This is a genomic window from Paenibacillus marinisediminis, from assembly GCF_054343325.1.
Map to the genome: position 1 here is coordinate 138959 of NZ_JBTGUH010000006.1, position 17216 is coordinate 156174.

Genomic DNA, 17216 nt, shown 5'->3' on the forward strand with positions numbered 1-17216 from the left:
CATACAGCAAATAAAACTGACCCTTGGAGGTCAGTTTTTTATAATTCAACGGAGAATGAGCAGCTATCACTCCGTATTCACTATACTCTCTTCTTGGTCGTCATCCTCAACATACTCCAATATATCTCCCGGCTGGCAATCTAAGATTCTACATATGGCATCAAGTGTCGAGAATCGCACAGCCTTGGCTTTATTGGTCTTCAATATCGAGAGGTTCGCCATCGTTATATCTAATCGTTTGGATAGCTCCGTAGAGCTAATCTTTCGTTTTGCCATCATCACATCAAGATTCACTATAATTGCCACAACCATCATTCCCTCTTATATAGTCTGATCATTTTCATCCTTGATTATTGCAGCCTGCTCAAACAATTGTGCCAAAGTTAAGCTGAAAAAGCCAATAGCTAATGAGACGAATGTAACGATGATCATAGGGAAAATAGTCAATGCATATAGGTACATGTCGTGAGCGAACACCAGATATAAGGAGCATCCGTTAAACAGGACAATTTCGCTAAACGCACAGATCGAGATCACTCTCAGCGCTTTAACCGTATCGAAGGAGAAAGGCGTATTCTTCACTGCTATGCCGCTAAGCTTCTTTAACTTAAATAACGCAATCATATACGGCACTGCACATAAATAGATACAGCTTGTTATGGCAATGACCAACCCTTGGTCTAATATAGAAAATGCGCTTTTGAGAAATGCAGTTAATACCAATGGCACGGCTGCAAGTGCGAGCAATGACAAAACTATGCCGCATACTACGATGATGTTCATGATTCTCGAACTCAACTTATTGTTCATATTGTCTGGCCTCAGCTTTCTACTGAAATGAATACACCCTTATTGTAGTTACGAATTTATCGTTTGTCAATAAATATTATTCTATAAACAATAATTATTTATACTTTCATTAGTGATACAATATAATGAATGAAGCAGAGGAGAAGATAGCTATGGATGAGAATATAGATTGGCGAAATGGGACTGTCGGGCGTAAATTTATCGCTTCTTATAGTGGAGGAAAGGACAGCACGTTAGCTCTATATAAAGCTATGAAGGTTGGCGAAGCGATCGGACTGATCGTCATGTTGGAGGAAGAAGGCAAACGTTCCAGATCCCACGGTATGACTCCCGATCTAATTCAAGCCCAAGCAGAAGCAATAGGTCTGCCTGTATACACTGCAGCTTCTAGCTGGGATGATTACGAAGCCAATTTCATGCGTCTATTGGGACAAGCGAAGCAGCAGGGCGCGGAAGTGCTGGTAACCGGAGATTTGGATGTGCCTGCCCATGGATGCTGGCATGATCAAGTGACGAAGAATGCTGGATTAAAGCTCGGGATGCCTCTATGGGAAGTGGATCATCGTGAAGTGGTTGAGGAATTTATCAATCTAGGATTCGTAACGATCGTTGTAACTGTGAATTTATCATTAGGAATGCGAGAAGACGATCTGGGGCGAACCTTAACCCATGAATATGTAAAGGAACTTGAAGCACGCGGCATTGATCCATGTGGAGAAGGCGGCGAGTTCCATACCACTGTAATAGATGGACCTATCTTTCACAATCCTATATCTGTTCGCAAATGTGAGATTGTTAAGGATGGACAATATGCATTTATGCCGTTGGAACTCGAACATCACCCTAACTAAAGGAAACATAGAGGGCACCCTTTGACCTTGGGGTGCCCTCTACCTCTATTTTTAGAGAGCCTGAAACAGCTGCTCCCCCTTGGTCTGAATATATCGATACAACACGATACAAACCACTGCCATAAGCAGTCCGATGCTTAACAAGACGAGATCCCCATTTACATTGGACAGAAGAAGAGCCAATCCAATGCATATCACTAGAGTTATGAAGCTTATAAGCATGGATACAAGGACAGATGCACTCTGTTTGATCACCGCAACCTCGCTCGTCCACTCTAGTTTAGGAAGCTTCAAGTTGACCAGCACGCCCATTATTGCTGAAAAACAAGCAAATATCAATGGGATAACAAGCAGCAGCATGCTTTCTATCCATCCTGTGCCGAGCGATATCATGAGCATGACACTGCTGATAATCAAGATCGGCAATGTAATGGTGAGGTTCACCGCAACCTTGCTGAGCAGGATCGTTGATTTTGGTACAGGTGAGCTTTTGAGTATCCATAGATTATTGCCTTCTAGAGAAATAGAGCTCGACGTCGTGCAGCTTATGGCTACAAACATCGAAACGACCAGCGGCGCCAGCTTGTTCAGGTATTCGGACAATTGCGGGATTTCCATCAGTTCCCCGAGTTCTCCCGAGCCTATAAACAATAAGGAGATCGACATCACGAGCAGCAGAACCATTCCAATACTCGTATTCAGCACATATAAGGAAGAGCTAAAATAGCGGCGCAGCTCCTTCATATACAGCGCACGGAATGGCGATGATGTGTTAAGATGCTTGATAACATATTTTCCGCTTGCATGAGAGGTCGTTAATCCCGTGTGTATAGCTTTATATCTGGTGCCAAGTACGGTGACAAACAGCATAAACGCAAGCACGGATGTGACAATAAACAATAGGAGTGGAACGACCTGATACGAGCAAACAGCTTCGACGTACAGAGCTGCAAAAGGATACAGCTTGAATATCATATCCGCCAGCTGCGCGCCCATATCAGCAAGCACCTGCTCGTTCCCATCCATGCGCATGGAAACAACCATAAACCCTATGATAAAGGCAAAGGTTAAGATGATGCTGATGATTCGACTCGCTCTAAATCGAGAGGAGATCCAGCTAATCAGTGAGCCAATGATGGTTGCGGCGATGATCGGCAATAACGGGATAACGAAGAGCGTGATGAGATAAAACAGAAAGTATAACGCTTCAGGGTTCACTCTAATCGCATATACCGCACCAGCTGGCACCATCACCATTAACGTAAAAAATAAATTCAGTATATAGAGCTGAAGAACACGGCTCGCTACGACATGACTCGTCTTGATCGGCAGCGACATCACCAGATCATAGTCCTTAAAGTTGAATAATACTCCGCTTGCCTTGTAGATCGTTGTAAAGAATCCAATAATAGAAGTTGCCACCATCATAATAGCAAGGAGCAGATCTATCCGACCTATTTGTTCAAAGGACAGCGCCATCATGTAGCTGTATCCGAATGAAACCGCCGCAATCATAGCCACGCCAATCAGAATGCCGATGCTTAGGAGAAGCAGCTTGCGTCTTTCCTTTACGTCGCGCGTATGCAGCGCCTTATTCAATCCAAATGAGGACAGCAGCTGCAGCTTCGTTAATCTCCATATATTAATCATGGTCTATCAACTCCAGGAACACATCTTCAAGGCTGTTGTTACCCTTTACTTCCGCTGTCTTGCCGTGAGTGATCAATTTTCCCGCCTTGATGATCGCGATCTTATTGCAGAGCTTCTCCGCCACATCCAGTACATGAGTGGAGAAGAAGATGGCACTACCATTGCTGCACAGATCTGCCATGACCGTCTTCAGCATGTGAGCCGCCTTCGGATCAAGTCCTACAAAGGGCTCATCCAGTACCAGCAGCTTTGGTTTATGAATGAGAGCCGAGATGATCGCCAGCTTCTGCTTCATACCATGAGAATACGAGGAGATCATATCCCCCAGATTGGCAGTAATCTGAAAGTCATCGCCATATTTTTTAATAAGTGATTCACGATCGGCCTTGGATACGTTATAGAGGTCGCCTATAAAATTCAAGTACTGAATGCCGGTCAGATGTTCGTAGATATCCGGGTTATCCGGAATGTACGCAGTAATCGCTTTGCAAGCTACTGGATCTTTCTTAATCGAGATGCCGTCAATTTCGATATCCCCTTCTTCAAAGTCAAGGACACCAACTACAGCTCGGATGGTTGTCGTCTTTCCTGCGCCGTTATGACCGATAAAGCCGTAGATGTCGCCGCTTTCGACCACTAGATTCAAGTCATCTACAGCCTTTTTACCACCCTTATAGCGCTTGGAAAAATGTTTTATGGTAAGCATCTTCCGTCACCCTTTCCATGCGTATTCGCAACTTATCATCTGTTTCATATCCTTTTACCTATAGGCTGTTCTAGTAGAACAACTATAATACGTATAGCCTATTCAGAACGTTCAATTGCTCAAGCTAACGACGAAAAAATAGCCCGTTATACCACCTATCATAATCAAGCCACCCCCTAGGAGGGAGTGGCTTGGTTGAGGCAGGCTATGCGTTTCATGATAAGTCTACGAAGAACCTCTGCAAATAATTAAGAATAATCAGAATCAGCTCCATGGCTAGAGCGATCGATATGAATATAGTAGGTATCATAGGATCCATGCAATATGTATCCAAGCTTTTGTGCTAGAGCGGCAGATACAGCGTTAGCCGCATCATAACTTGGATATATTCCTCTATCTAGACAGTCTACTATCAATGCAGAAGTCGCTGCTGTCGCTAATCCTAATCGCCGATGCTCAGGATGTGTCGCAAGTTCAATCTCGATTCCATGATCATAGATGCTGTAACTGGATGCACCACATACGACTTGTCCTTCGTGCAATATACAATATCCTATCCCTCTATGTAGATAATCTTCTATTGAATTAAATTGCCCTGTAAAGTCTTCTGATAGCTTGTGCAAAGAAGGATCACTTGCTATAGAATGATCAATCTTTCTAAGTTCATATCCTTCTGGCAAGGCAGAGAGGAAGGATTGAATGTGCTTGCGATCGAGATGTGCGGGGTCTTTTTTGAACGCATAACGGACAAGTTTCTCAATAGAATGCTTATGCTGGTAATGAACAGCTTCTATTCGTTCTTTCCATTCATCGGAGTCAACGATCACCAAGCTATCTTCTGGCAGATGAAGCAGCAATTCTTCTGCAGCCTCTGCATTAGGATCCCCCGCATAAAATATACATACGCCGACTATAACCTGGGCAACTGTAGGGTTGGAAAGGTCATCCACCCACGCTGTTCCCATATGTCCTTGAAGACTGGACAGCATAATCATTGTAGGCATATGCTCAAACATCGGAATCAACTTTCTCCTGAGATGAATATCTGCTTCATATATCATGTAATCACTTCTTCCTATATTGGATGCCTGGTTCAATAATACCAAATGTTGCATTGGATGTATTTGTTATAATTAATAAATCTACATTGCCTCCAGAAAGTAATGTGATTCGAATTCTAATCATTATGTAACAGAAGGGATAGATGAGGATGATATTTGCAGGAGTTTGCTTGATAACTGACGATGTTCCAAAATTAGCAGAGTTCTATAAATTAATTTTGAAGACAACATCCGATTGCGACGATACGATCCATCAAGAAATTCGAACAAACGGCGCCGCGCTGGCGATATTCAATAACGGAGAGGTCAAGGAAACTCGAAATGAGAATATGTCCATTGCATTTGAAGTGGAAAATGTAGATGAGGAATACGATAGGTTGAAATCGTTAGGTGTACATTTTATTGAACCTCCTACAACAAGACCTTGGGGATGCCGCTCGATGATGTTCACAGATCCCGATGGTAATCATGTTGTGTTTAGAAGTCGTTCCCTATGAAAATGTAACCGATGGAGCTAAACCGAAGGGGCTGTCTTGCGGTGACAGCAAAGCCGGATGACCCACACTTGAACGGACACAGGGGCCGCTATTTGCTTCAAAACTAGCACTAAACTGCTTATTCAGGTCAAATAACGGCTCTACTGTCCGCTAGTATGACGAATTAGTGGTGTTTACTGCAAATAGCGGCTCCTGTGTCCGCTCCCGGCCCTGGTAGAAAAAATCTACTTTCGGGACAGCCCCTTTTGATATTTCAGCTGTGTTAGATGCAGCCTTCTACTTATTTTGTATCACCGTTCTGGCTTAATCATGGTATAAATCCTTGTGCTGACTGTACCACTTAGGTACGATTAATTGAAAGTTGTTGTGATCATCCATGACTTTATGTATCTTCATCAGCATGATATCCAGTTCCTCCGGATTCACCTTTAAGACCCAGACGACCGATGAAATTAACGTCATAGCTAGGTAGAGCGAGTATAGCTTCCAGAATCGTTCGTCAGGCTCGCTGTGATTATGGTATCCCTGAATCTGGCCGACAGAGAACGGCACGCTCACCTCCGCGCTAAAGATACCTACCTTTACAAACTCATGAATAGGATCTCCCCAGTCGCACCTGTTGAAATCAATGATGCCTGACAGCATCCCATCCTTGACGATCAGATTGCCGATATGATAATCATCATGTTGGAATAGATTCGGTCTATCCTTCATGATGTCCAGGTTATGATCTATAAAAGATAGCAGCTTTTCTTCATGATCGATCGCAACTCCACACTTGGCGTATTCGATTCGATATCGCTGATGCTTAGTAGCCGTCCTCTCGTGCCAAGGCTTCATGTCATCAGGGCAGGTCACCTGATGGATCTTCTGCAGCTCCTTACCCGCTTCAATGCCAATGCTATATTGCTCTTGATCAGATAAGCGCGGCAGCTCTTCCGATGCTTCACTGCCTTCTATATAAGAGACGATCATGTACCCGAGTTCTTGCTTGGGCAGGATTCCGATCTCAATAGGTCTAGAGCAGCTCACACCCTGATTCGCCATCATGACGAGACGGTTGAATTCCAATCTCTTTCCTTCATCTTGATCGATACTATAGGTTCTGAGTATGTATTGCGGTTGACCATCGCTGCCATATACGACGTACTTCCCGTCACTTGAGTATCCCTTATCAATGGGTTCAATCTTGATGCTGTCCCTTAGCATAGAAATCCTCATGCGGAACTGCTCATATAGATTCATGACATCACTCACGGCTAACCCTTCCTTCTCAAATATCTAGCCGAATCATACGCTGATTCGGCTAGAAGCAGTTATAAGTTATATCACTGCCTACAGCAGCTTATATCGTCCATTGATCGTGAATGATGCCTACCAACGCATAGCCACCCTCGATCTTCTCGAATACGAGACGGAGACTTCGCCAGTCTATACCTTGCAAGCTCGGATCAATACCCTTGATATGGTATTCTACGAAGTCGTGGCTGTCCTTCGGATAAGCTTCACTTACGTTGTTGATCGTATTGCCTTCCTGGAGTACCTTATTCATCGCAATGCCCGCATTCTTCATATAATCCGCATCGTACACGAACCGCTTATGGTAATCTGCATATGTCATCTCGATCGGTTCACCAGAGCCATCGAATGCCCCCCACTTGCGTACCGCAGCGTCGCTCATCGCATCCTTTAATTCATCCTTGGACAACACGATATCGGTCTCTATGTTAACGTAAGCGTAAGGAGAGAATCGAACTCCCTTATCAGGATGAGCCAGAGCCGCGACCCCCTCCATATTGCCATCATGAAGCATCGCAACAACGGTTGCTGCCGCTTCCTGCGGCGTCGATGGCAGCTCTGTCTTGGATGCCGACTCCTGCTGCTGCGGTTTCGCAGCCTCAGTCGCTCCATTGCATGCAGTAACCAGTAATAATACAGCTGTCAGGACGATGGCTCCCACATTTCTGAAGCTACTCATAGTTCAGTTCCCCTCCCTGTTCCATGACTAATAGTACGTCGAGTGATCGACCAATCTATTCCCGCATAGATCAATCCCGCGATTCCAAATATAATGATGGAGCTGCCCGCGAACAATTCGTATTCCTGCACGAACCATGGTTTGTAGAGCATATGAAACAATCTCCATCCGCCCGCAGCCCACACCGCGGCAATAATCAGACCGAATAGGATGAATGATGCACGTACCTGAGGAATCCGGCGAATCAGCCACGACAATGGCAACTGAACGACCGGATATAGGAACGCTGTTGGTAGATATATAACCACAAAAATGGCAAACTTATATCCTATATTGCGGAGGCCCATATACTCAGTTGTCGTGATCTTGTACCCCTCGACATATTCCAGCCCTATCGCCGCCCCAGTAATCAATAGCGTACATAGCATCCATAGGATGAGATGTGAGACAATCCGCACAGCAATACCTCCAGATCCATTTTATGTGATAGACGCTGGGAAGCAGTGAAAGGTTCCGATAAAATAAGGTATCGTATATTCAAAGTAAAGGAAGTCGTTGTTCTCAAATTTACCATATATCATGTATAATTCCACATAGTCATTGGAAAGTTAATCAGTGTATACTGATACAATTACTTGCAGGCTGGACCACCTATGGATGAAGTAACAATATGATATACCCGATCTGTAATTTAAGAACGAAACATATTCGTCGATAAATTCCAGATACACCATCCTGCAATTATGTTAAAATAGCTTTAGTCATACTTGCGCTAATACATATTAGCGGTGCCATTCTCGTTATTGTTCATGACAATGAGGAGAAACCATTATCAGAAAAAAGGTACAAATAGGAGGAGTAACAATGGCATTAGAGTCAATGAAAGACATGTTAAACAAAGCAGCACAAGGTCATTATGCTGTTGGTCAATTCAACATCAATAACCTGGAGTGGACTCAAGCAGTCTTGGCTGCTGCTCAAGAAGAGCAATCCCCAGTAATCCTTGGTGTATCTGAAGGTGCAGCTCGTTACATGGGCGGATTCAAAGTCATCACTGCATTCGTTAGCGCTCTTATCGAAGAAATGAAGATCACTGTTCCAGTTGCTATTCATCTGGACCATGGCTCCAGCTTTGACAAATGTAAAGCAGCAATCGACGCTGGCTTCACATCCGTTATGATCGATGCTTCCCACCATCCATTCGAAGAGAACATTGAAACAACTAAGAAAGTTGTTGACTATGCACACAGCAAAGGCGTTTCTGTAGAAGCTGAACTTGGTACAGTTGGCGGACAAGAAGACGATGTTGTAGCTGACGGCGTTATCTACGCTGACACTCAAGAGTGCGTTGAGCTTGTTAAACGTACAGGTATCGATTGCCTGGCTCCAGCTCTTGGTTCCGTTCATGGTCCTTACAAAGGTGAACCTAACCTTGGCTTCAAAGAAATGGAAGAAATCGGTAAAGCTACTGGTATGCCTTTGGTACTTCATGGCGGAACAGGTATCCCAACTGAGCAAATCAAGAAATCCATTTCCTTGGGTACTGCTAAGATCAACGTAAACACAGAGAACCAAATCGAGTTTACGAAAAAAGTTCGCGAAGCACTTGCTGCTGATCCTGAGCAATACGATCCTCGTAAATTCATCGGTCCTGGCCGTGACGCGATCAAAGCTACAGTTATCGGCAAGATCCGTGAATTCGGTTCTAACAACAAAGCTTAATTGTTCGATCACATAAGTAATAAATATAACGACCTTCTCCAGCGTACAAGCTAGAGAAGGTCGTTTTTTCATGCTATGGGGCGGCTTATTGAGCTCTACCCCGCCTGACTGCTGGATACAGCGCGGTTCGTCTTCTCGGACATGAAGGCCATCAATAACAAGAATGCCAACAAGAAGAATGGGAACCATGCGATATTCACATACTGTGCGATTAAGCCGAATATAGGCGGCATGAAGGTAGCTCCGATATAGGCGCAACCCATCTGAATGCCCATAACCGACTGCGACGTCTCGCTTCCGAAGTTCTTCGGTGTCTGGTGCAGCATACTAGGGAAGATCGGTGCGCATCCTAGTCCGATCATCATGAATGCTATAGGATTCATCGCATTCCCGAACGGCAGCAGCAATAAGACGATACCGACCGCTATACCGCCTAGACCGAGGCGGACCATCGCGACGTTATCGAGCTTCGCCGAGATGAATCCGGAAGCCATCCGGCCCAGCGTAATCCCGAGATAAAATAGCGAGATCCACTTCGCTGCTGTTTCCGGACTAATCCCTCGATGGATAACCAAGAAACTGCTTCCCCATAGACCCGCCGTAGATTCTAACGCGCAATAGCAGAAGAACGCGATCAAGGCGGGCTTTATCCCTCTGATCTTCAAGATATCCTTCTTCTTCATGACTACTGGCGCAGAAGCTTCATCCGCTGCCGCCTCTGGGGCAGCCTTCTTCCATAAAGGTAAAGTCATGAACAAGATCATAACCAGAATGACTTGGATAATCCCAATCGTCAAATAGCCCAAGCTCCAGCTGCGGTCATTCATCAGGTAGAACGACATGATAGCCGGCCCAGCCGTAGCGCCAATGCCCCAGAAGCTGTGCAGCCAATTCATATGCTTCGCTTTATAATGCAAGGCCACAAAGTTGTTGAGCGCCGCATCGATGGAGCCCGCTCCTAGGCCAAGCGGGATCGCCATGAGGCACAGCCAGATGAACGACGGTGCGAAGGCGAATCCCAATAGGGCGACAGCCGTCATCAGTACACTAACGGCTGTAACGAGTCCCGTTCCCCAGCGTCGAATGACCGTTTCACTGAAGAAGCTGGATATAATCGTGCCGCAGGATATAATCATAGAAATGATGCCCGCATACGATACGGGAGCGCCTAGCTCATGCCTCATAACGGGCCATACTGAGCCCAACAGTGAATCCGGCAAGCCAAGGCTGATGAAGGAAATATAAATAATAACTAACAGTAAGGTCATCATAATACGCTTCTCTCTTCTCTTATGTAATCTTCTACTTATCTCATAGTGCCTTGCTCTATAGCCAACCCCGCGACTTTCCTATACAATCGTATCATATATGAAAGTAAAGTGCGGTGAACTTAATGTTTAAACTCTTGTTAATAGAAGATGATGCAACTCTCTTTCAAGAGGTCAGAGATAGATTAACGCAATGGTCTTATGATGTGTACGGCATTCAAGACTTTAGCAAGGTCGTTCAGGAATTTGCCGAGATTAAACCGGACTTGGTCATTATCGACATTCAGTTGCCCAAGTTCGATGGATTCCACTGGTGCCGCATGATTCGCACGCATTCGAACGTGCCGATTATATTCCTGTCGTCGCGCGACCATCCTACAGACATCGTCATGTCCATGCAGCTTGGCGCCGATGACTATATCCAGAAGCCGTTTCACTTCGATGTGCTTATCGCTAAGATCCAGGCGACCCTGCGGCGCGTCTACAACTATAGTGCGGATAAGATTGAGCTCAAAACCTGGTGCGGAGCAACCGTCGACTATGAGCGCAATATGATCACCAATGAGGCTGGCTCTATCGAGCTGACCAAGAATGAGATCTACATCTTGAAGCAGTTGATCGAGAAGAAGAACAAGGTCGTAACCCGTGAGGAGCTCATTAACAGCTTGTGGAATGATCAGCGCTTTATAAGTGACAATACCCTAACGGTAAATGTGAATCGACTACGCAAGAAGCTGGATGAGCTGAACTTAGGTGCCTGCATCGAAACCAAGGTCGGGCAAGGCTATATGGCCACGGAGCAGCTGCCGCTATGATTAGGAAGTTTATCGTAGAAAGACGCAGTTGGATTCTGTTCTATGCCATCATGCATTTATTTATTGTCTTCGTTGCGTATATCGATCCCACTATCCCGCTCCCATCCATTCTCTATCTTGTGTTCTTGTCGCTGTTAGCCTTTATTGTATTCTTGATTATTCGTTATCATGCCGAAACCAAGTTCTACAGCAGTTTAGAAGAACGGGAAGATGATCTCGATCTATCGAGTATCGCCGGTGCAGAACGTCCCTTTGAACGAATCGTGGAAGAGAGTATGACGAATCAGATCGAGCTTCTGAAGCAGGATGCCTCACAGCATCTGTTAACCCTAGAACAGGAGAAGGATGATCTGCTGGCTTGGATTCATGAGGTGAAGACACCGCTCACAGCCATGCGTCTCATTATCGATCGATTGCCGAATGAAGAGCTGAAGTCGCAGATGACCTTCGAATGGCTGCGCATTCACCTCCTGCTGGATCAGCAGCTTCATCAGAAACGTATCTCATTTATTGAAAATGATCTGTATATGGAGAACATACAGCTGGAAGAGATCATCTATAGTGAAATCAAAACGCTGCAATCCTGGTGTATCCCGAAAGGCATTGGCTTTGACATCAATCTCGAGATAGCGGAAGTGATCAGTGATACGAAATGGCTGGCCTTTATCATCAGACAGCTGCTAACCAACGCCGTGAAGTATAGCCAAGCCTCGGATATTACCATCAACAGTTATCGACGGGACGATCATACGATTCTAGAGGTCACAGATTGCGGCCGCGGCATCGATCCCAAGGATCTTCCGCGCATCTTTCAAAGAGGCTTTACTTCAACGTCTGTCCATCAGGACACCGCTGCAACAGGCATGGGATTATATCTAGCCCATAAGGCAGCAACGTCGTTATCCATACGGATCGATGTGGCCTCTGAGCTAGGAACAGGGTCTACGTTCACCCTAACCTTCCCACAACCGAATGCTTTCGTCCGTATCACGAGCGTGTGACAACAATGTCACATGCTTGTGTTATTTGTATGGTCAATCGAAGGATAAAGATTCGGAACAACTCTATAATGAATGTATTCACAAGAGGGAGTGATCCGCATGATGATCCTAGAAGCGAATAAGATACATAAAAGCTATGGCAATAAATCCAATAAACAAGCCGTGTTAAGCGGACTCGATATCAGCATTATGAAAGGAGAATTCGTCAGCATTATGGGTCCTTCCGGATCGGGGAAGACGACCCTGCTGAACGTCCTCTCCTCCATCGATCAGGTCAGCGACGGCACGATCGTAATTGAAGGCAAAGAAATCTCTCGCATGAAGGAGAAGCAGCTAGCTGAATTTCGCAAGCGTCACTTGGGGTTCATTTTCCAAGAGTACAATCTGTTAGATACCCTGACGGTGAAGGAGAATATCCTGTTGCCGCTATCCGTTACCAAAACACCCAAGAAGACCGCCAATCAGAAATTTGAGGCCGTCGCTCGAGAGCTTGGAATAGTTGAGCTTGCGAATAAATACCCTAATGAAATATCCGGCGGCCAGAAGCAGCGCACCTCTGCGGCACGCGCCTTTATCCATGACCCCAGCATCATATTTGCAGATGAACCAACTGGAGCGCTTGATTCCAAGTCTGCTTCCGATCTATTGAATAAACTAAGTGAAATGAATCGGACGAGAAACGCAACGATTGCGATGGTCACTCACGACCCTGTCGCGGCCAGCTATTGCAGTAGAGTCATCTTCATTAAAGATGGTCAGATCTTTACGCAACTGAATCGAGGAGAGGAATCAAGACAAGCCTTCTTCGCTGACATCATGAAGACACAAGGTGTGTTGGGCGGTGTGCAGAATGAGCATTAGTCACCTCCTATTTCGCAATCTAAGGAAAAATCTAAAGAATTACTATCTGTACGTGTTTTCATTAGCCTTTGGTTCTGCACTTTATTTTGCATTTGTGACGCTGCAGTATGATCCTGCCATGGATGAAATAAAAGGTTCCATCAAAGGAGCAGCAGCGATTCAGGCTGCGTCTGTCCTGCTCGTCGCTATTGTCTCCATCTTTCTGTTATATGCGAATAACATCTTTATTAAGCGACGCAGTAAAGAGATCGGCCTGTTTCAGCTCATCGGCATGACCAAGAGTAAGATATTTGGAATTCTTACAGCAGAGAACTTTATTCTATACTTTGGTTCGCTTGTGGTCGGGATACTGGCTGGATTCTCTGTGTCTCGATTAATTATGATGATGCTGCTTCAAACGATTGGGGTAGAGGTGGCTACAGAGCTTCATTTCTCTACCAATGCCTTGATTCAGACTTTGATTGTGTTCTTCGCCATCTACATCCTGATCATGATTATGAATTATCGGTTCATACGAAGACAGACTATCCTATCCTTGTTTAAGGCGAACTCCGTAACGGAGGACAGAGTGAAGAAGATGTCCATCCTGGAGATGTTCATAGGGGCAGCTGGAATTATCCTTATCATAGTCGGCTATGTGGTCTCGTCCCAGCTATTTGGCGGCAAATTCGTTTCCATGAAGGCACTATCCCTCGCGATGATGTTCATTCTGGGATCGGTTATTATCGGGACTTACATCTTCTATAAAGGATCCGTTAGCTTTATCTTCAACCTCATTCGCAAGAAGAAGAGCGGCTACTTATCTATTAAGGAAGTATTGTCCCTGTCATCCATTATGTTTCGCATGAAGTCGAACGCTGTGCTGTTAACCATTATTACAACCGTGTCCGCACTTGCGATCGGCCTGCTGTCCCTAAGCTATATCTCCTATTATTCAGCTGAGAAGTCGGCCAAGCTGAATGTGGCAGCAGATTTCTCCATTGTAGATAAACAGGACGCAAACAAGTTTGAACAAGCCTTAACCGACAATAACATTGAATATACCGACAAACGGATTGATGTTGTGCAGGCAGACTTTAATGTTGAGAACATACTCGGAGCCAAGATGGAAGATGCGAGCTTTGATTCGAGTATTATGACTATGCCAGTCATTAGTGATCAGGCAATGGAAGGTATCGACCTGTCTGCAGATGAGACACTCTTCACGAGTTCCAGCGGGTGGGTAAAGGACCTTATGAAAATGAAAAGCAGCGGAACCGTTGAGCTCAAGGGGTTGAAAGAAGTCATTCCGCTCAATTATAAAGAACTCGACCGCGATGCCCCTGTCTCCTATTACTTCACTAGCGGCGGCTTGCCTGTTGGGATTGTGGATGAATCGGTATTCGAACGTATTCAGCAGGACCTAGATCCAGCTATTCAGAAGGACTCTTCCGTCTATATCGGAATTGATATTACGAATAAAGGTGAGATCGAGCAAGCCAATGCCATCTTCAATGACTTGGGTTATGGTGAGAGCTTTGATCATGATTCTCAGCTTGGCATGAGCAACTTTCAGAAGCAGAACATGGGACTCATCATGTTTATCGTGGCATTTCTTGGGCTAACCTTCCTGGTCACATCCGGCTGTATTCTCTACTTCAAGCAGATGGATGAAAGTGAGACCGAGAAGTCCAGCTACACGATTCTAAGAAAGCTCGGCTTCACACAGAGCGATCTATTAAAGGGAATTCAGATCAAGCAAGTGTTCAACTTTGGGATTCCATTGATTATCGGGCTATCACACAGCTACTTTGCCGTTAAATCGGGCTGGTTCCTGTTCGGTACCGAGCTGTGGACGCCGATGATCCTCGTCATGCTGCTGTACACCGCATTGTATTCGATATTTGGCATACTGTCTGTCTATTATTATAAAAAGGTGATCAAGCAATCACTATAAGAGAAGCCCAAGCTTCAGGACATGCGTTCTGGGGCTTGGGCTCTATCTATCTCTCATTATTTTCTATATTATTGAGATATAGGTATGGAATGATAGCAGGATAGGGAGATGTGTACCTTGCAGATAGAAACTAGTCGATTGGTGATTAGACCTTTTACGGAAACGGATCTGCCACAGTTTGAACAGCTGCTTCATATCCCTGAAGTACCGGGTTGGCAGATGCAATTAACCGATTCGGAGGGCTTTCTTAGATGGCATATATCCAACTACATAGCGATGGATATTATCCATGGGATCATTTGCTTCGGAATCTTCGATAAGATTAGCGGCAAGGTATTAGGGGCTGTCGGAGCAGGAGAACATGATGATCTGCATGAAACCGAAATATTCTATAATTTGTTGCCGACCGCAAGGGGTAATGGTTATGCTGCTGAAGCGGCTAGAGCTATAACAACTTGGGCGTTAGCTAACTACGATATTCCATATATCATCGGCACCGCTTCTATCGATAACATACCTTCACAGAAAGTATTAGAAGCATGCGGCTATGAATTGATCAATGTACAGACCCTGTTGGTTCACATCTCGAACCAAAAGTATGACTTCAAGTATTACAGATACTACAATGAGGTGAAATGAATATGAACCTGCAACAAGCAGTCGATTATTACAAAGGCGAGGTATTCTATGAAATACAACATCTCAGGTCATGAATATGATTACACGATAAACGTTAGGGATAACGAGCATGCTAGAGCAAGCTTTAACCGACTTGCCGAAGAAACATTTGGTCTCCAATTTGAATCCTGGTATCAGAATGGATATTGGGGTGACAGTTACGTCCCACACGCTTTATTGGACGGAGATGCTGTGGTATCTAACATTTCGGTTAATGTGATCGATACGACATGGAACGGCCAGAAGAAGAGGTATGTTCAACTTGGAACAGTTATGACTGCCGCTTCGCATCGTCAACAAGGATTAAGTAGTTGGCTGATGAATAGGGTCTTAAGCGAATGGAGCGACAAGTGTGACGCTATCTATTTATTTGCCAATGATAGTGTCATTGATTACTATCCTAGATTCGGGTTTGAACGAGCAACGGAGTATCAATATACCATGGAGATCCATCATCAAGAAGCTGCAGTAAGAAAACTCGATATGTCAGCGGCAGAAGATGTTAGCTTATTGCTCAACACCTATAAGCTCTCCAACCCTTATTCTGCACTGCCCCTGGAGAATAGTGCTGGTTTGCTTATGTTTTACTGCTCTCAATATATGAGAGAACATATCTATTATGTTGAACCGTATGAAGCCGTAGTCGTAGCTGAGCATGATGGAGAACGTGTCATTTGTTATGATATTTTCTCAGGAGGAAATGGTCGGTTAGAAGATCTTCTTCGCGCAATAGCTACAGATCATACGAAGACAGCCGTTCTTGGCTTTACGCCAAAGCAGGCTTCGAACTTCAGTGTTGAAGAATGGCATGAAGAAGGGACAACCCTTTTCCTATTAAGAGGCAAAGAGAATCTGTTTAATAGCAACAAGCTCATGTTTCCACTGCTATCTCATGCATAGAATGTTTGCCACTTTGGATATCGAGCGGCGATTTTACCCTGAGCAATTGCTTTCTCTTCAGGACATTCAAGCAAGTGGACACTCATCCCCGCACGATTCAGGTTCCTGAAGACTGGAGCAGCGTGCTGTCTGAATAAAGGGCGCTCTTGTTCCATCATCAGATCCATTATGCTGCCCCATGCTCCACGATCTGATCAAACAATTCTTCTACTTGTTCGACTTTCTTTGATCCAACGGTCTAATCACCTCCGAAAAGAACGGATGTTTCAGTCGATTCTCCTTCGTCGTTCGGATAATCCCAATCTTCGCGAGCTCTCTCTCCACAGCTTCCTTGCTGTTTCCAATCCATTTCATTTTCAAAAAACATTCCTCCAGCTATCCCTTTGTTACAATTATAGGAAGGATGCGCTGTTTATAGACCTATGCTTTAAGGTGAATGCTTCATTATCCCTAAATGTGAATGTTTCGTGAACATAAAAAAT

The 17216-nt window shown here is 44.8% G+C and carries 19 protein-coding genes; 9 read left to right on the forward strand and 10 right to left on the reverse strand.

Features of this window, described 5'->3' with window-relative positions; all coding sequences use genetic code 11:
• Positions 1 to 66: 66 nt before the first annotated feature.
• Both ACXX53_RS14950 and ACXX53_RS14955 read right to left on the reverse strand, forming a co-directional pair.
• Positions 67 to 306, reverse strand: a complete 240-nt coding sequence (locus ACXX53_RS14950) for a helix-turn-helix domain-containing protein (RefSeq protein ID WP_458569461.1) — start codon at positions 304 to 306, stop codon at positions 67 to 69.
• Between the two features lie 15 nt (positions 307 to 321).
• The gene (locus ACXX53_RS14955; RefSeq protein ID WP_458569462.1) at positions 322 to 810 is read right to left on the reverse strand and encodes a DUF2975 domain-containing protein; all 489 of its coding nucleotides are present in this window, start codon (positions 808 to 810) and stop codon (positions 322 to 324) included.
• Positions 811 to 962: 152 nt separating this feature from the next.
• Here ACXX53_RS14955 and ACXX53_RS14960 point away from each other — a divergent pair, with 152 nt between their 5' ends.
• Positions 963 to 1661 (forward strand): Dph6-related ATP pyrophosphatase, encoded by a 699-nt coding sequence (locus tag ACXX53_RS14960; protein ID WP_458569463.1) that lies wholly within the window; start codon positions 963 to 965, stop codon positions 1659 to 1661.
• Positions 1662 to 1712: 51 nt separating this feature from the next.
• On the opposite strand, the gene ACXX53_RS14965 is transcribed toward ACXX53_RS14960, so the two are convergent.
• The 3 genes from ACXX53_RS14965 to ACXX53_RS14975 form a co-directional block, all read right to left on the reverse strand.
• Complete coding sequence (locus ACXX53_RS14965; protein ID WP_458569464.1) at positions 1713 to 3311, reverse strand: hypothetical protein; 1599 nt, start codon at positions 3309 to 3311, stop codon at positions 1713 to 1715.
• A complete protein-coding gene (locus ACXX53_RS14970; RefSeq protein WP_458569465.1) occupies positions 3304 to 4017 on the reverse strand; it encodes an ABC transporter ATP-binding protein in 714 nt (237 codons plus the stop codon). The genes ACXX53_RS14965 and ACXX53_RS14970 overlap by 8 nt, the downstream gene beginning before the upstream one ends.
• Before the next feature lie 248 nt (positions 4018 to 4265).
• Positions 4266 to 5078: a GNAT family N-acetyltransferase gene (locus ACXX53_RS14975; protein ID WP_458569466.1), complete on the reverse strand. Its 813-nt coding sequence runs from the start codon at positions 5076 to 5078 to the stop codon at positions 4266 to 4268.
• A 143-nt stretch (positions 5079 to 5221) separates the two neighbouring features.
• Here ACXX53_RS14975 and ACXX53_RS14980 point away from each other — a divergent pair, with 143 nt between their 5' ends.
• Positions 5222 to 5575, forward strand: a complete 354-nt coding sequence (locus ACXX53_RS14980; RefSeq protein ID WP_458569467.1) for a VOC family protein — start codon at positions 5222 to 5224, stop codon at positions 5573 to 5575.
• Positions 5576 to 5878: 303 nt separating this feature from the next.
• Here the strand turns inward: ACXX53_RS14980 and ACXX53_RS14985 are convergent, their stop codons facing one another.
• The 3 genes from ACXX53_RS14985 to ACXX53_RS14995 form a co-directional block, all read right to left on the reverse strand.
• Entirely contained in the window at positions 5879 to 6832 is a 954-nt protein-coding gene (locus ACXX53_RS14985) for an aminoglycoside phosphotransferase family protein (RefSeq protein WP_458569468.1), read from the reverse strand.
• An 88-nt stretch (positions 6833 to 6920) separates the two neighbouring features.
• Positions 6921 to 7553 carry a hypothetical protein gene (locus ACXX53_RS14990; protein ID WP_458569469.1) on the reverse strand — a complete coding sequence of 211 codons (633 nt, stop codon included), beginning with the start codon at positions 7551 to 7553 and terminating at the stop codon, positions 6921 to 6923.
• Positions 7550 to 8011 (reverse strand): hypothetical protein, encoded by a 462-nt coding sequence (locus ACXX53_RS14995; protein ID WP_458569470.1) that lies wholly within the window; start codon positions 8009 to 8011, stop codon positions 7550 to 7552. The genes ACXX53_RS14990 and ACXX53_RS14995 overlap by 4 nt, the downstream gene beginning before the upstream one ends.
• A gap of 406 nt (positions 8012 to 8417) precedes the next feature.
• Between ACXX53_RS14995 and ACXX53_RS15000 the strand changes: the two genes are divergently transcribed.
• Positions 8418 to 9275 carry a class II fructose-bisphosphate aldolase gene (locus ACXX53_RS15000; protein ID WP_458569471.1) on the forward strand — a complete coding sequence of 286 codons (858 nt, stop codon included), beginning with the start codon at positions 8418 to 8420 and terminating at the stop codon, positions 9273 to 9275.
• A gap of 95 nt (positions 9276 to 9370) precedes the next feature.
• On the opposite strand, the gene ACXX53_RS15005 is transcribed toward ACXX53_RS15000, so the two are convergent.
• Positions 9371 to 10546 (reverse strand): MFS transporter, encoded by a 1176-nt coding sequence (locus ACXX53_RS15005; protein WP_458569472.1) that lies wholly within the window; start codon positions 10544 to 10546, stop codon positions 9371 to 9373.
• A gap of 122 nt (positions 10547 to 10668) precedes the next feature.
• Here ACXX53_RS15005 and ACXX53_RS15010 point away from each other — a divergent pair, with 122 nt between their 5' ends.
• The 6 genes from ACXX53_RS15010 to ACXX53_RS15035 all read left to right on the forward strand — a co-directional run bounded on the left by ACXX53_RS15010 (position 10669) and on the right by ACXX53_RS15035 (position 16734).
• Entirely contained in the window at positions 10669 to 11358 is a 690-nt protein-coding gene (locus ACXX53_RS15010; RefSeq protein WP_458569473.1) for a response regulator, read from the forward strand.
• Positions 11355 to 12359, forward strand: a complete 1005-nt coding sequence (locus ACXX53_RS15015) for a sensor histidine kinase (RefSeq protein WP_458569474.1) — start codon at positions 11355 to 11357, stop codon at positions 12357 to 12359. Before ACXX53_RS15010 ends, ACXX53_RS15015 begins: the two co-directional genes overlap by 4 nt.
• A 99-nt stretch (positions 12360 to 12458) precedes the next feature.
• Complete coding sequence (locus ACXX53_RS15020) at positions 12459 to 13220, forward strand: ABC transporter ATP-binding protein (RefSeq protein WP_458569475.1); 762 nt, start codon at positions 12459 to 12461, stop codon at positions 13218 to 13220.
• Positions 13210 to 15156 carry an ABC transporter permease gene (locus ACXX53_RS15025; protein ID WP_458569476.1) on the forward strand — a complete coding sequence of 649 codons (1947 nt, stop codon included), beginning with the start codon at positions 13210 to 13212 and terminating at the stop codon, positions 15154 to 15156. The genes ACXX53_RS15020 and ACXX53_RS15025 overlap by 11 nt, the downstream gene beginning before the upstream one ends.
• A gap of 117 nt (positions 15157 to 15273) precedes the next feature.
• Positions 15274 to 15795, forward strand: a complete 522-nt coding sequence (locus ACXX53_RS15030; protein WP_458569477.1) for a GNAT family N-acetyltransferase — start codon at positions 15274 to 15276, stop codon at positions 15793 to 15795.
• Positions 15796 to 15843: 48 nt separating this feature from the next.
• Complete coding sequence (locus ACXX53_RS15035) at positions 15844 to 16734, forward strand: GNAT family N-acetyltransferase (protein ID WP_458569478.1); 891 nt, start codon at positions 15844 to 15846, stop codon at positions 16732 to 16734.
• A 207-nt stretch (positions 16735 to 16941) separates the two neighbouring features.
• On the opposite strand, the gene ACXX53_RS15040 is transcribed toward ACXX53_RS15035, so the two are convergent.
• Positions 16942 to 17094 (reverse strand): hypothetical protein, encoded by a 153-nt coding sequence (locus tag ACXX53_RS15040; protein ID WP_458569479.1) that lies wholly within the window; start codon positions 17092 to 17094, stop codon positions 16942 to 16944.
• Positions 17095 to 17216 lie beyond the last annotated feature (122 nt).